14 protein-coding genes are annotated in these 13,495 nt (G+C 59.6%); 13 read left to right on the top strand and 1 reads right to left on the bottom strand.

Annotated elements, in window-relative coordinates:
* Positions 1-116 precede the first annotated feature (116 nt).
* From rpsM to ACWFSR_RS11850, 5 genes are all read left to right on the top strand, one after another.
* Positions 117-491, top strand: a complete 375-nt coding sequence (rpsM, locus tag ACWFSR_RS11870) for a 30S ribosomal protein S13 (protein WP_197106439.1) — start codon at positions 117-119, stop codon at positions 489-491.
* A 51-nt stretch (positions 492-542) separates the two neighbouring features.
* Positions 543-941 carry a 30S ribosomal protein S11 gene (rpsK, locus tag ACWFSR_RS11865; protein WP_197106438.1) on the top strand — a complete coding sequence of 133 codons (399 nt, stop codon included), beginning with the start codon at positions 543-545 and terminating at the stop codon, positions 939-941.
* Between the two features lie 163 nt (positions 942-1,104).
* Complete coding sequence (locus ACWFSR_RS11860) at positions 1,105-2,100, top strand: DNA-directed RNA polymerase subunit alpha (RefSeq protein WP_129072180.1); 996 nt, start codon at positions 1,105-1,107, stop codon at positions 2,098-2,100.
* 38 nt (positions 2,101-2,138) lie between these two features.
* Positions 2,139-2,651: a 50S ribosomal protein L17 gene (gene rplQ / locus ACWFSR_RS11855; RefSeq protein ID WP_197106437.1), complete on the top strand. Its 513-nt coding sequence runs from the start codon at positions 2,139-2,141 to the stop codon at positions 2,649-2,651.
* A 73-nt stretch (positions 2,652-2,724) separates the two neighbouring features.
* Entirely contained in the window at positions 2,725-3,645 is a 921-nt protein-coding gene (locus tag ACWFSR_RS11850) for a tRNA pseudouridine synthase A (RefSeq protein ID WP_197106436.1), read from the top strand.
* A 24-nt stretch (positions 3,646-3,669) separates the two neighbouring features.
* On the opposite strand, the gene ACWFSR_RS11845 is transcribed toward ACWFSR_RS11850, so the two are convergent.
* Complete coding sequence (locus tag ACWFSR_RS11845) at positions 3,670-4,722, bottom strand: LacI family DNA-binding transcriptional regulator (protein WP_197106435.1); 1,053 nt, start codon at positions 4,720-4,722, stop codon at positions 3,670-3,672.
* 282 nt (positions 4,723-5,004) lie between these two features.
* Between ACWFSR_RS11845 and ACWFSR_RS11840 the strand changes: the two genes are divergently transcribed.
* The 8 genes from ACWFSR_RS11840 to ACWFSR_RS11805 all read left to right on the top strand — a co-directional run bounded on the left by ACWFSR_RS11840 (position 5,005) and on the right by ACWFSR_RS11805 (position 13,323).
* Complete coding sequence (locus ACWFSR_RS11840) at positions 5,005-6,036, top strand: autoinducer 2 ABC transporter substrate-binding protein (RefSeq protein WP_197106434.1); 1,032 nt, start codon at positions 5,005-5,007, stop codon at positions 6,034-6,036.
* A gap of 92 nt (positions 6,037-6,128) precedes the next feature.
* Entirely contained in the window at positions 6,129-7,643 is a 1,515-nt protein-coding gene (locus ACWFSR_RS11835) for a sugar ABC transporter ATP-binding protein (RefSeq protein WP_197106433.1), read from the top strand.
* A gap of 1 nt (position 7,644) precedes the next feature.
* On the top strand, positions 7,645-8,661 hold the full coding sequence (locus tag ACWFSR_RS11830) for an ABC transporter permease (RefSeq protein WP_197106432.1): 1,017 nt from the start codon (positions 7,645-7,647) through the stop codon (positions 8,659-8,661).
* An 8-nt stretch (positions 8,662-8,669) separates the two neighbouring features.
* Positions 8,670-9,713, top strand: a complete 1,044-nt coding sequence (locus tag ACWFSR_RS11825; protein ID WP_197106431.1) for an ABC transporter permease — start codon at positions 8,670-8,672, stop codon at positions 9,711-9,713.
* Positions 9,710-10,273: an RpiB/LacA/LacB family sugar-phosphate isomerase gene (locus ACWFSR_RS11820; RefSeq protein WP_197106430.1), complete on the top strand. Its 564-nt coding sequence runs from the start codon at positions 9,710-9,712 to the stop codon at positions 10,271-10,273. Before ACWFSR_RS11825 ends, ACWFSR_RS11820 begins: the two co-directional genes overlap by 4 nt.
* A gap of 26 nt (positions 10,274-10,299) precedes the next feature.
* Positions 10,300-11,049 carry a glutamine amidotransferase gene (locus ACWFSR_RS11815; protein ID WP_197106429.1) on the top strand — a complete coding sequence of 250 codons (750 nt, stop codon included), beginning with the start codon at positions 10,300-10,302 and terminating at the stop codon, positions 11,047-11,049.
* Positions 11,050-11,070: 21 nt separating this feature from the next.
* On the top strand, positions 11,071-12,486 hold the full coding sequence (locus ACWFSR_RS11810) for a rhamnulokinase (protein WP_447522442.1): 1,416 nt from the start codon (positions 11,071-11,073) through the stop codon (positions 12,484-12,486).
* Between the two features lie 60 nt (positions 12,487-12,546).
* Positions 12,547-13,323: a class II aldolase/adducin family protein gene (locus ACWFSR_RS11805; protein ID WP_197106427.1), complete on the top strand. Its 777-nt coding sequence runs from the start codon at positions 12,547-12,549 to the stop codon at positions 13,321-13,323.
* Positions 13,324-13,495: the final 172 nt, after the last annotated feature.

The following is a 13,495-nucleotide window of genomic DNA, read 5'->3' as shown; positions in this document are numbered from 1 at the left end:
GAACTAGCAACACCAGATCCGAGGCTTGTGAAAATGAGCAACGGGGACACCACCGGTTGGAGGCCGGTGCACAGGTGCTGTTACAGACCTCCACTCATCAAACAGGAGAAGCCACTATGGCACGTCTAGCAGGCGTCGACATCCCACGCGACAAGCGTGTAGAGGTCGCACTGACTTACATTTACGGTGTTGGCCGCACGAGGGCACTCAAAACCCTCGCCGACACCCAGATCAGCGGAGAGATCCGCGTTCAGGATCTCACCGATGACCAGCTCATCGCGCTGCGCGACTACATCGAAGGAAACTTCCAGGTAGAAGGTGACCTCCGCCGTGAGGTTGCAGCAGACATCCGCCGCAAGGTTGAAATCGGAAGCTACCAGGGTATCCGTCACCGCAAGGGACTGCCCGTTCACGGTCAGCGCACGAAGACCAACGCTCGTACCCGCAAGGGCCCGAAGCGCACCGTAGCCGGCAAGAAGAAGGCCCGATAGACCCTGGGTTCAACCCCAGTGTCGTCGCCATCAACGTTTTAGGAGAAAACAATGGCAGCACCAAAATCGGCCGCTCGTAAGCCGCGTCGTAAAGAAAAGAAGAACATTGCTGTGGGCCAGGCTCACATCAAGTCCACGTTCAACAACACCATCGTGACCATCACTGACCCCACCGGCGCAGTTCTTGCTTGGTCGTCGTCAGGTGTCGTTGGCTTCAAGGGTTCGCGCAAGTCGACCCCTTATGCAGCGCAGATGTCTGCTGAGTCGGCCGCGCGCCAGGCTCAGGAGCACGGTGTCAAGAAGGTTGACGTTTTCGTCAAGGGACCGGGTTCGGGTCGCGAAACTGCGATTCGCTCGCTGCAGGCCGCTGGCCTCGAAGTGGGTTCGATCAACGACGTAACACCGCAGACGCACAATGGTTGCCGTCCGCCCAAGCGTCGTCGCGTTTAGTTTCACGCCGTACTAGCGGGGCAACTCGTTAGTGCTGGCGTCGTGGCGAGGGCCCTTGTGGCCCTCGCTCACAGTTCCAGCGCACAACTCAATACAACGTCGGGCCAGCCACCCGTCGCCCACAAGTGTCATATAGCGGACACTTCGCCGAAAGGAATTACCAGTGCTGATTGCACAGCGTCCCACCCTTGCTGAGGAGAACATTTCCGAATTCCGTTCACGGTTCGTTATCGAGCCGCTCGAACCTGGTTTCGGTTATACCCTCGGAAACTCCCTCCGTCGCACCCTTCTTTCGTCGATCCCCGGAGCAGCTGTCACCAGCATCCGTATCGATGGAGTTCTTCACGAATTCAGCACCGTCGCCGGTGTCAAAGAAGACGTCACTGAGGTCATCCTTAACATCAAGAACCTCGTAGTCTCCAGTGAGCACGACGAGCCGATCACCGCTTACCTGCGCAAGCAGGGTGCTGGTGAAGTTACCGCAGCGGACATCTCAGCACCTGCCGGTGTCGAGATCCATAACCCGGAACTCGTCATCGCAACGCTCAACGACAAGGCCAAGTTTGAACTTGAGCTGACGATCGAGCGTGGCCGTGGCTATGTCACCGCAACCCAGAACCGCAGCGAGTTCAGCGAAGCCGGCCAAATTCCGGTCGACTCGATCTACTCGCCCGTACTCAAGGTCACCTACCGCGTCGAGGCAACTCGTGCCGGTGAGCGCACTGACTTTGACCGTCTGGTTGTAGATGTTGAAACCAAGTCGGCAATCACTCCTCGCGATGCAGTGGCTTCGGCCGGTCGCACGCTGACCGAACTGTTCGGACTCGCTCGCGAGCTCAACACGGCCGCAGAGGGTATCGAGATTGGTCCTGCACCGGTTGACGCCGTGCTTTCGACCGAACTCAGCATGCCGATCGAAGATCTTGATCTTTCGGTGCGTAGCTACAACTGCCTCAAGCGCGAAGGCATCAACACCGTAAGTGAACTGGTTGCTCTGTCGGAGACTCAGCTCATGAACATCCGTAACTTCGGTCAGAAGTCGGTTGATGAAGTGCGCGACAAGCTCGTCGAGATGGGACTGTCGTTGAAAGACAGCGTTCCCGGATTCGATGGAGCACACTTCTACGGCGGATACGCCGACGACGAGACCAACGCTTGAGCCACTGGCTCGAAACTTTGACACTGGAGAATTAGAAAATGCCTACACCTACTAAGGGCCCGCGTCTCGGCGGTGGACCGGCGCACGAGCGCCACATGCTTGCCAACTTGGCCGCAGCCCTGTTTACTCACAAGAGCATCAAGACAACGGAAATGCGTGCCAAGCGCCTGCGTCCCGTTGCTGAGCGCCTGATCACGTTCGCGAAGAAGGGTGACTTGCACAACCGTCGCCGCGCGCTCGGAATCATCGGCGACAAGACCGTCATCCACGAACTCTTCACGGTCATCGCACCGCAGGTTGAGAACCGCGATGGTGGTTACACCCGCATCACGAAGCTTGGATTCCGCAAGGGTGACAACGCTTCGATGGTTCAGATGGAACTCGTTCTTGAGCCCGTAACGCCCAAGAAGAAGGCTCCGAAGGCTGCCGCTAAGGCTGAGCCCAAGGCCGCTGCAGAAGAGCCCGCCGTAGAGGAAGCTCCCGTCGAAGAAGTAGCAACCGAAGACGTCGCCGTCGAGGATGCTGCTGCAGAGACTGCAGAAGAGAAGTAACTTTCTTCGTTCGAGAAAACCCCGGCTCCGCTTCGTGCGGGCCGGGGTTTTCTTCGTGAAATAGGGTTGGACTATGACTGAAACGGCACCCGCCATCCCGGCGCTAGAGTCGGATGCCGCGCCCTTTGCTCGTCTGCGACTAGATATCGCCTACGACGGTACGAATTTCTTTGGGTGGGGCAAGCAACCTGTGCTGCGCACCGTGCAAGGCACCATTGAAGACGCCCTGGCCGTCATCTTTCGGCGGTTTGGGGTTACACCGCAACTGGTCGTTGCCGGACGCACGGATGCCGGCGTACACGCGACAGGCCAAGTGGCTCACCTTGACCTCACTGAGACTCAGCTGCGCAGCCTCGACCGCCCGCGGCGCGGCAACATGGGCGGCCGGCGGTATGACGGACCAGCCTCTCTGGCGCGACGGATCAATGGCATCACGGGCCTTGAGTCCGACATCTTTGTTACCCAGTCAGTGATCGCAGCGGACGGGTTCGATGCCCGATTCTCGCCCCTCTGGCGACGCTACGAGTACCGTATTGCCGACAATGAGTCACCGCGCGACCCACGTCAACGCAATCACACACTCTGGTACCCGGCCACGCTCGACGTGGACGCGATGAATGTGGCGGCGAAAGAGCTTCTCGGGCTCCACGATTGGGCTGCCTATTGCAAGCCCCGCGAAGGTGCCACGACGGTGCGCAGCCTTGAGCGATTCAGCTTTACCCGCACCGATGAGGGCATCATCCTCGCTGAAGTGCGCGCCGATGCGTTTTGCCACAGCATGGTGCGGTCGCTGGTGGGAGCCGGAGTCTTTGTGGGACAGGGCAAGATTGATGCTTCGCGCCCCGCCGACATCCGCGATGAACGTTCGAAGGGCAGCGAATACAAGGTCATGCCTGCTAAAGGACTCACGCTTGTCGAGGTCGGTTATCCGCCAGATGAAGAACTGCACGCGCGTGCAGAACTCACGCGATCACGTCGTGAGTTGATCGACTAGTCACCGCTGTTGCCTCGTGCCTCGTCAGTGCTGCGCGGGCGCCCGAAGGTCGGTGGAGCGTCGCACGACGAGCTCGGGCGGGAGTACCTCTTGGCGGTGGGTGTGGGAATCTTCTCGCGCTGAGTGCTCAATGAGCAATCGTGCAGCGCGCGTGCCGAGTTTATCGATGGGTTGGCGCACTGACGTGAGCGGCACAACCCAGTCGCGGGCGAAGTCAATGTCGTCGTAGCCGACGAGGGCAACATCCTCTGGCACGCTGAGCCCCGCGTCAATAAGTCCGCGGTAGACGCCGAAGGCGAGCATGTCGTTACCGCAAAATACGGCGTCGGGGGTGTCTCCCTCGAGAAGAAGTTCTGCTGCTCGGCGGCCGTCTTGGATGCCGATCCCTGACGTGCTGACTTCAATCAACGACACTTCCGGATCCATGCCAGCCGCAATGATCGCTTCGCGTGCGCCTTGGGCGCGATCGGCGAACTGACGGAGCCCGGTTGGTCCTCCAACGACAGCGATGCGGGTGTGGCCTAGCTGCAGCAGGTGTTCGATTGCGAGGCGCCCGCCTGCGACGTTGTCGACGGAAATGGAGCAGTGTTCTGGACCGCCGTTGTAGTCGAGCAACACGACGGGCAGATCACCCGGGAGGTCTTTGTAGGGGTCGGAGTCTTCGTCGAGGCTCGCAGGTGCCAGTAGTACGCCCCGGACGCGCTGGGCGGCCAACATCGCGAGAAGTCCGGACTCGCGGGTGGTGTCACCTTCGGAGTTGCAGAGCATCACCACGTGGCCCGATTCGCGAACGGTGCGCTCGATGACGTGCGCGGCTTCCATGTAGAAGGGGCTTTCGATATCCAGAACAACAAGCCCGATGACGTTGCTGGAGGCTCCTGTGAGCACGCGGGCTTGCTGGTTGGGCACGAAGCCCAGTTCGGCAATCGCTTTCTCTACGGCGGCGCGGGTGCGAGGGTGGACGGTGTCGGGGCGGTTGATCGTATTCGACACGGTGCCGGTCGAAACCTGGGCCAGCGCGGCGACATCGCGGATCCCGGCGGGCGACTTCGATGTCGCAGTGTCGGGGGTACTCATGGATAGCTCACTTCTTGTGCATGGTTCGGGTGCTGCAGGTTTCTCACTCTAAGGGCATTGCTCGGGTGCGCCGCGTAAGGGTGCAGTCGAGGTTCTCGTAATCGCATCGTTGTGATCATCTCTGCCTAGCGGTTGCATATCGGTATTTGTCCAGTGTACGTTTGAACCGCTTTAAAAAATGAACCGGTTCAAAATTCTCGACCGGGCGCAATGACGCGAAAGTGCTGAGGCTCTAGGCGCTGCGTCCGCGCAACACTGCACTCACACCAAAAGGAGAAACACATGAAGCAACGTCGCTTTGCAGGCCTCGCGATCGGTCTCGTGGCCGTCGTAGGACTCGGCCTCGCCGGATGTTCCGCTGACGCCGACACTTCCACCGCATCCGGGGAAGACGCCTACACAATTGTTATCGTCCCCAAGGACTCGACTAACCCGTGGTTCGTTCGCATGGAAGAGGGCGTCAACAAGTTCGCCGCTGACTCCGGCAACGATGTTTACCAAAAGGGCCCCGCTGAGACGGATGCCACACTGCAGGTTCAGGTCATCCAAGACCTCATCGCTCAGGGTGTAGACGCTATCGGCGTCGTACCGGTTGACCCGGGAGCACTTGAGACCGTCTTGAAGCAGGCCATGGACGCCGGCATCGTTGTTGTCACCCACGAAGGTGCCAGCCAAGAAAACACGATGTACGACATCGAAGCCTTCAACAACACCCAGTACGGCGCATTCATCATGGACAACCTCGCTGAGGCAATGGGCGAAGAGGGCACCTACGCCACGATGGTTGGCCACGTAACGAACGCTTCGCACAACGAGTGGGCCGACGGTGCAGTTGCTCGTCAGGCTGAGGCGTACCCCAACATGACGCTGCTTGCTGCTGAGCCGCGCGTTGAGTCGCAAGACGATGGAGAGGTCGCCTACCAGGCTGCCAAAGAGCTCCTCAAGAAGTACCCCGAAGTAACCGGCATCGTCGGAACCTCGTCGTTCGACGCTCCTGGTGTCGCTCGTGCGATCGAAGAACTTGGCCTCACCGGCAAGGTCTTCGTCAGTGGAACCGGTATGCCGGCCGCTAACAAGTCGATCCTCGAAAAGGGCCTCGTCAAGACGCTGACCCTCTGGGACCCGGCCGACGCTGGTTACGCTCTGGCATCGCTCGCCGAGCAGATCCTCGATGGTGAAGACATCGCCGACGGTGTAAACCTCGGAGTCACCGGTTACGAGAACATGACGTTCGCTGAAGGTAGCGACAAGGTTCTCGAAGGTAACGGCTGGGTAGTTATCGACAAGGACAACGTAGATAGCTTCGGCTTCTAAGCAGTCCCGTTTTCGCGATCAGGGCAGAGCGAACATCCGTTCTGCCCTGGTCGCACCCCCACGATTTATTCACGCGCGGAAAGGACCGGACGATGGTAGATAACGTCATCGCGGTACGCGATATTGGTAAGGCTTTCGCTGGCGTTCAAGCGCTTGATGGCATCACCCTAGAGATCGCTCCCGGAGAGATCCACTGTCTCGCCGGAGAGAACGGCAGTGGCAAGTCCACGCTGATCAAGGTCATGTCTGGTGTGCACGCCCCCGATACCGGAACCATCGAACTGAACGGCAAAACGTTCTCGAAGCTGTCGCCCATCGAGGCGATCTCGAACGGTGTTCAGGTCATTTATCAAGACTTCTCCGTTTTTCCGAACCTTACGGTGATGGAAAACCTGGCGCTCAACGCCGAGCTCGCCGCCCACCGCACTTTCGTGAGTTGGAAGCGAATGCGGGCCGTCGCCGAAGAGGCGATCGCCAAAATCAACTTCACGATCGACCTTGACGAAAAGGTCGGCCAGCTTTCTGTCGCGCAGAAGCAACTCGTTGCTATCTCCCGCGCTCTCATGAGCGACGCAAAACTCATCATCATGGATGAACCAACGACGGCTCTGACGAAGCGAGAGGTTGACGCGCTCTTCGCCATCATCCTCGATCTCAAGGCCCGGGGAATTGCGACGCTGTTCGTGAGCCACAAGCTCGATGAAGTCTTCGAAATCAGCGAACGCTTCACGATCATCCGCAACGGTAAGTCAGTTATCACGTGCTTGCCAGAGGAACTCGATCACGCGACGTTCTCGCACCACATGACAGGTCGTGAATTCGACGACAACCATTTCGTTCCCGAGCACGTCTCAGACGAGCCCATCCTCGAAACCCGCGGCCTCGGCGTCAACGGCGCCTTCGCGGATGTCGACCTCACTCTGCGCAAGGGCGAGATCCTAGGAATCACCGGGCTGCTTGGTTCTGGGCGAACTGAACTCGCGCTCTCGCTCTTCGGTGCGAAGCCCGCTGACTCTGGTGAGATCCTGATCAATGGCGAAGTCGTCGATGTGAACAGCGTTCGCTCCGCCATCGCCCACGGGATTGGTTATGTTCCCGAAGACCGCCTCACAGAAGGTCTCTTCCTCGAGCGTTCCATTAGTTCCAACATTGTGATCTCCGAGCTCGATTCGTTCGTCTCGAAGTTGGGGGCGCTCGATCAGCGCAAGGCGGATGCCGAAGGCCAGCGCTGGGTAGACGAACTCAAGATCGCGACGCCCAACCCCGCTAACGCGGTGAACACTCTTTCGGGAGGAAACCAGCAACGCATCGTGCTGGCGAAGTGGCTCGCTACCCACCCGAAGATTCTGATTCTCAACGGCCCAACGGTCGGAGTAGATATCGGGTCGAAGCACGACATCCATCGCATCTTGCGCACGCTTGCGAGCGAAGGTCTCGGCGTCATCATCATCTCCGATGACATCCCTGAGGTCATCCAGAACTGCAACCGGGTCATGGCGATGAACGCAGGACGAATCGTGGCGGAAATCGACCCGCGCACGACGACCGAATCCGAGCTCGCCGAGCTCATGTCGAAAGACCCGAGCACTATTGACGGGAAGGGCTGAGATGGCCAAGTTAGTGCGAAAGCTCACTAAATCAAACGAGTTCTACCTCTTGCTCGTGATCATTGCCGTGAGCATTGTCATCCAGTTGCGGAGCGGTCAGTTCTTCTCCGCTAATAACCTGGTCGACCTTGCGAACGCGATGGTTGTTCCCGGCATCTTTGCGGTTGGTGCCTTCATGGTGCTGGTGGCCGGCGGAATCGATGTTTCGTTTCCGGCGCTGGCTTCGCTCTCGGTCTACGCGACCACCCGCGTGCTCGTGGATGCGGGCTATTCCGGGGGAGTCTGGCTCCCGTTCCTGCTAGTCATTGTGGTTGGCGCGATCCTCGGAGCGTTCAACGGACTCTTCACCTCGAGGTTCGTGGTGCCCGTGCTCATCATCACTCTCGGTACCGCGAGCGTCTTCTCCGGAGTCATGCAGGGCGTTTTCAAGTCGGTGCAGATTCCGAACCTGCCGCAGGGGATGAGTGACTTCGGCCGGTCAACACTGTTCGTGGCGACAAACCCCGAATCTGGGCTTACGTCCAACATGCCGATGGCCTTCCTCATCTTGGTTGCCGTTGTTGCCGTTGCCTTCGTCGTGATGAGATACACCACCTTCGGCCGTGGTCTCTACGCGATTGGTGGTGACGAAAGTGCTGCCGCTCGTGCCGGCTTTAAGGTGCGCAAGATCAAGTTCTGGCTCTTCGTCATCGTGGGAATCATCGCGAGCCTCGCCGGACTGGTGCGTACGAGCATGATGGACCAGATGCATCCGACGAACCTGCTCGGTATGGAGCTCATGGTCATCGCGGCGGTCGTGCTCGGCGGCGCCTCCATTACAGGAGGAACCGGAACACTGACCGGCACGATGCTGGGAACGCTTCTGATCGTGATTGTGCAAAACAGCATGATCTTGGTCGGCATCCCCACCTTCTGGCAAGGCTTCGCGCTCGGCACCCTGATCCTCGTCGGAACAGGTATCTCGGCCGTGCAACTCACCCGATCACGCAAACGCGCACCTGCGCTGGTTCAAGGATAGGGACGGCAATGTCAGCTCTTACGACTCTTACGCCTCTTCGGGATCGCCTCACTCGCGATCCGCACGTCACGCGCCTCGCCGTGATTCTCGTTCTGCTCTTGACGTTCTTCATGCTCGTCAAGACCAAGAACTTCTTTGGAATCGCGACGTGGCAGTCGATGGCTGTTCAGTTCCCCGAGTTCGGCCTCATGGCTCTCGGGGTGATGCTCACCATGATCATTGGAGGAATCGACCTCTCCGTGGTCGGTGTCGCCAACATGACGGCCATTGGCAGCGCGACCCTCATGATGTCAATCGCGCCCACCGGCGCCGACAGCCCCCAGGGCTACTTGGCTGTTGTCGCGGCGATCGCGTTCTCGCTCATTGTGGGAGCGATAGCCGGCGCCTTCAACGGGTTCTTGATAGCCAAAGTGAAGATCCCCGCCATTCTGGTGACGCTCGGAACGTTCGAGCTCTTCACCGGTATCGCAGTCATCATCACGGGAGGAAAGCCCGCAAGTGGCCTTCCCGCGCAGTACGGCGAGATCATGGCGCAGCGCGTCTTCGGGATCATCCCGATGCCGCTCATCATCTTCATCCTTGCCACTGTCGTGATCGCTCTGATCATGTACAAGACAGCATTCGGCACCAAGCTCTACATGCTGGGATCGAATGAGACGGCGGCACGGTTCAGCGGGCTCAAGACCGACAACCTCATCATCCGTACGTACATGACCTCGGGCATTTTTGCCGCCGCTGCCGGTCTCGTGATGCTCGCCAACTACAACTCGGCGAAGGCTGACTATGGCTCCACGTACACCCTGCTCGCCGTGTTGATCGTGGTGTTGGGTGGCGTGAACCCGAACGGTGGATCAGGTCGACTGTCTGGTGTGATTCTCGCGGTCGTCGTGCTGCAGGTTCTCTCCTCGCTGCTCAACACTTTCCCGAACATCAGCAACTTCTACCGCCCGCTGATCTGGGGTGGAGTGCTGCTTCTCGTCATCGTGGTGAATCAATGGACTAAAAAGAACAGGCTCTCTCGTCTGTTCGGTGTGAAAGGAAACAAATCATGAAGCTAACCAAGGACCGCCATGTAGTTGTGGGCGCTGACTTTGCCGGATTCCCGCTCAAAGAGGCCGTCAAGCGCCACTTGGAAGCACGGGACTGGACCGTCACTGACCTGACGCCAACGCTCGACGACATCCCGATGTACCACCGTGCCGGTTTCATGCTCGGAGCCAAAATCGCCGAGGGCGAGTTCGAGAAAGCTCTCGCGTTCTGTGGCACCGGAATGGGCATCCACGTTGCTGCCAGCAAGGTGCCTCACGTGCACGCCGCCGTCTGCGAAAGCGCTCCGGCAGCGCTTCGTGCAGCCACAGCCAATAACTGCAACCTCATGGCCATGGGCGCCTTCTACATTGGCCCGCGCCTCGGAATGGCGATGGCGGATGCGTTCCTTGAGAACAACTTCGGTGACGGTTACGAAGACTGGGAAGGCTTCGCTGACTACCACATGGTCGGTTACGAGGAATGCGAAAACTTCGACTACCAGGCGTACAAGGACAACGGCTTCGAGGTCGTAGGGGAGCGCAACGTTTCCATGGGGCCTGAGCCTCGCGGCCTCGCTTACTAACCGAACGAATAGCCACAGGGAGAGACATGGCGAAGGTATTACTCGCAGGAGAGTCATGGTCGACGACGTCGATCCACACGAAGGGCTTTGACTCTTTTGTCACTTCCGCGTACGCCGAGGGGGCAGATGACTTCATCGCTGCGCTGAAGTCGGCGGGTAACAGTGTTGAGTTCCAACCCAACCACGTTGCGGCCGAACGATTCCCGACTACCGCTGAGGAACTCAGCCAGTACGACGTTGTCGTGCTCAGCGATATCGGCGCGAACACGCTCTTGCTGCCCAACGGCGTCTTTGCCAAGGGCGAGCGGATTCCTCATCGCCTCGAAGTATTGGCCAAGTGGGTGCGCGACGGTGGATCGCTCTTGATGGTTGGCGGCTACCTCAGCTTCCAAGGCATCGAAGCGAAAGCGAACTACCGCAACACAGCTCTCGCGAGCATTCTTCCCGTCGAAATGGAAATCGGTGACGATAGGGAAGAGACTCCGCAGGGCGTCGAAGCGACCTCACTCGGTAATCACCCCGCGACCGCAGGGCTGCCGACCTCCTGGCCAGCAGTACTCGGTCATCACCGTTTGGCGGCACGGGGCAGCGCGCAGACCCTTGCGACCGTCGGCGACTTTCCCCTTCTCGTCGTGGACGGAGAAGGGTTAGGTCGTGTCGCGGCCTTCGCCAGCGACATGGGCCCGCACTGGTTGCCGACCGAGTTCTTGGAATGGGACGGCTTTGCCCCCATGTGGAACCAGCTCATCTCGTGGCTCGCTCGCGAGTCAGACTAAGCACGGGGCGAGTGAGATTTGATGGTGGGCCATGTTGTTGCTCTCGATTGTGGCGCGACTAGCGGCCGAGTAATTCTGGGCGAAGTCGGCCCCAACCAGCTGCGCACGGCAACGCACGCGCGCTTCGCTAACCGTCCGGTGAGCGTGCGCGGCCGCCTGCACTGGGATGTGCTCTCGCTATGGCAGGGCGCGCTCGACGGACTCACCTCCGCGATCCGTGAAGTGCCGACGATTTCGTCGATAGCGACCGATACGTGGGGCGTCGACTACGGGCTGCTGCGCGACGGGCAACTGCTCGGCAATCCACGGCACTACCGCGATGAACGAACCGGCGCCGCGATCGAGCACGTGGAGTCGATGAGCTCGCAGGCTGAGCAGTACGCGGCAACGGGCATCCAGTTCATGCCGATCAATACGATCTACCAACTTGCAGCCGACGCGGCAGAAAATCGGCTCGGGCTAGCTGACACCGTTCTTCTCATGCCTGACCTCTTTACCTACTGGCTGAGTGGGACCAGCATCGCCGAGACCACAATGGCCTCAACGACCGGACTGCTCGATGTGCACACTCGGCAGTGGAGTGACAGTCTGCTTGACGTCGCCGGAGTGCGGCGCGAACTGTTGCCCGAGCTCGTGATCCCGGGTACTCGCGTTGGCGAGCTGGACACGGATGTCGCTACCCAGGTGCGCGCAGAGTCACCCATCGAGGTGGTTGCGGTTGGTTCGCACGATACGGCCTCGGCGGTGACGGCGATTCCGATGCAACCGGAGACGGCAGCATTTATTTCGTGCGGAACGTGGGGACTGGCCGGTGTCGAGTTGGAGAGCCCCGTTGTTACCGAGGCGGCCCGTACCGGTGGGTTCACCAACGAGGTCGGCGTCGATGGACGCATTCTTCTCATGCGCAACGTCATGGGGTTGTGGATTCTGAGCGAAGCAGTGCGCCAGTGGGAACGCGACGGCGAAGCGATCAGTTTGCCCGAGCTTATTGAGGCAGCCTCCGCTGTCTCCGACGCGATGCCCGTAGTCGACGTCGACGATCCTCGATTCTTGGCGCCAGGCAATATGCCTCGACGAATTACTGAGTGGTGCACGGAACGCGGCATCCGCCCACCGGGCAATCGCGCCGAAATGGCCCGCTGCATTATCGAATCGCTCGCCCAAGCTTTCGCGGATGCCGTGCTCAGCGCTGGCTCGCTCGGTGACGTCCCCGTAAAGACGATCCACATCGTTGGCGGGGGATCCCTCAACCGGTTGCTGTGTCAGCGCACCGCTGACCGCGCGGGAATCCCCGTTCTCGCGGGCCCGGTCGAGGCGACAGCACTCGGCAGTGTCCTCGTTCAAGCGCGCGCGATGGGGCACATCTCGGGCAGTCTCGACTCGCTCCGCGATCTCGTGCGACGCACGCATCATCCCGTCAGCTATACGCCTCGCTGACACCCCAACTTTCTCTGAATTCGCCTCACCCCTGAATTCGCCCAACAAAGGACTGAAAAGATGACCGCACGAATTGCTCCCGACCTCGTTAGTGCCGACCTGCTGGGACTCACCACCCGCCTCGGCCTGCCCGAGCGCGACCTCGTGATTCTCGCTGAAGGCAACACGAGTGAACTGATCGCTGATGGCACGATTATCGTCAAGACGTCGGGTTCATCGATGCAGAACGCAACGGCAGCAAACTTTGTCAGTGTCGAAATCGAGCCTCTCCTCGAGGTGCTGCGTGATCCGAATGCCAGCCAGGACCGATTGACAGCCGAACTGGATGCCGGTGAGGTCGACGGTCAGCGGGTGCGGGCATCCATTGAGACCCTCATTCACGTTGCGGTGCGTGCGTATGCCCCGGCGCGGTACGTGGCTCATACCCACCCGACCGCTGTTGTCTCGCTACTCGCGAGCGTTCACGCGGAGACTTCATTTGCGGATGCGGTCTACTCTGACGAACTCATGGTCTTGGGTCGCAGCCTCTACATTCCTTATGCTCAGCCCGGTATCGAGCTCGGCCAGTTGTTCCTCACGCGACTCGGTGAGCACGTTGAGCAGCATGGTGAGGTGCCGTCGCTGATCCTGCTCGGCAACCACGGCATTGTTGCCATCGCTGACACGGCGGAGGGTGCTGAAGCGATTTCCCTCATGGCTGTGAAGAGTGCACGGGTGCGCCTCGGTGCGTTGCAAGCCGGCGGAATCGCTAGTCTGAGTGCGGAAGTGACCGCCCACTACTTCGATCGCCCCGATTTCCGTGAGCGCCGCGCTGCTCTCACCGGCACCACTAAATAGTCGCATTGGCGTTTGCCGCCGGGCCACAGTTCCGCTAGAGTTGACCCTTGGTGTCTGCACTATAGGGTGCGGCATCCGATCATGAGCCCTCCAACCGGCATTGTTTCTTCTGAAACAACCATCGGAGCGGGATTCACGAACACCTCACTCGATCAATGAAAGCAGCACTATT

It is taken from the genome of Salinibacterium sp. NYA9b, assembly GCF_976973725.1.
This window is presented reverse-complemented; position numbering and strand designations above follow the sequence as displayed.

Excerpts from the sequence above, each read along its gene's own strand:
- rpsM (WP_197106439.1), top strand. The coding sequence starts at position 117 with ATGGCACGTCTAGCAGGCGTCGACATCCCACGCGACAAGCGTGTAGAG.
- rpsK (WP_197106438.1), top strand. The coding sequence starts at position 543 with ATGGCAGCACCAAAATCGGCCGCTCGTAAGCCGCGTCGTAAAGAAAAG.
- rplQ (WP_197106437.1), top strand. The coding sequence starts at position 2,139 with ATGCCTACACCTACTAAGGGCCCGCGTCTCGGCGGTGGACCGGCGCAC.
- ACWFSR_RS11850 (WP_197106436.1), top strand. The coding sequence starts at position 2,725 with ATGACTGAAACGGCACCCGCCATCCCGGCGCTAGAGTCGGATGCCGCG.
- ACWFSR_RS11845 (WP_197106435.1), bottom strand. The coding sequence starts at position 4,722 with ATGAGTACCCCCGACACTGCGACATCGAAGTCGCCCGCCGGGATCCGC.
- ACWFSR_RS11840 (WP_197106434.1), top strand. The coding sequence starts at position 5,005 with ATGAAGCAACGTCGCTTTGCAGGCCTCGCGATCGGTCTCGTGGCCGTC.
- ACWFSR_RS11835 (WP_197106433.1), top strand. The coding sequence starts at position 6,129 with ATGGTAGATAACGTCATCGCGGTACGCGATATTGGTAAGGCTTTCGCT.
- ACWFSR_RS11830 (WP_197106432.1), top strand. The coding sequence starts at position 7,645 with ATGGCCAAGTTAGTGCGAAAGCTCACTAAATCAAACGAGTTCTACCTC.
- ACWFSR_RS11825 (WP_197106431.1), top strand. The coding sequence starts at position 8,670 with ATGTCAGCTCTTACGACTCTTACGCCTCTTCGGGATCGCCTCACTCGC.
- ACWFSR_RS11820 (WP_197106430.1), top strand. The coding sequence starts at position 9,710 with ATGAAGCTAACCAAGGACCGCCATGTAGTTGTGGGCGCTGACTTTGCC.
- ACWFSR_RS11815 (WP_197106429.1), top strand. The coding sequence starts at position 10,300 with ATGGCGAAGGTATTACTCGCAGGAGAGTCATGGTCGACGACGTCGATC.
- ACWFSR_RS11810 (WP_447522442.1), top strand. The coding sequence starts at position 11,071 with ATGGTGGGCCATGTTGTTGCTCTCGATTGTGGCGCGACTAGCGGCCGA.
- ACWFSR_RS11805 (WP_197106427.1), top strand. The coding sequence starts at position 12,547 with ATGACCGCACGAATTGCTCCCGACCTCGTTAGTGCCGACCTGCTGGGA.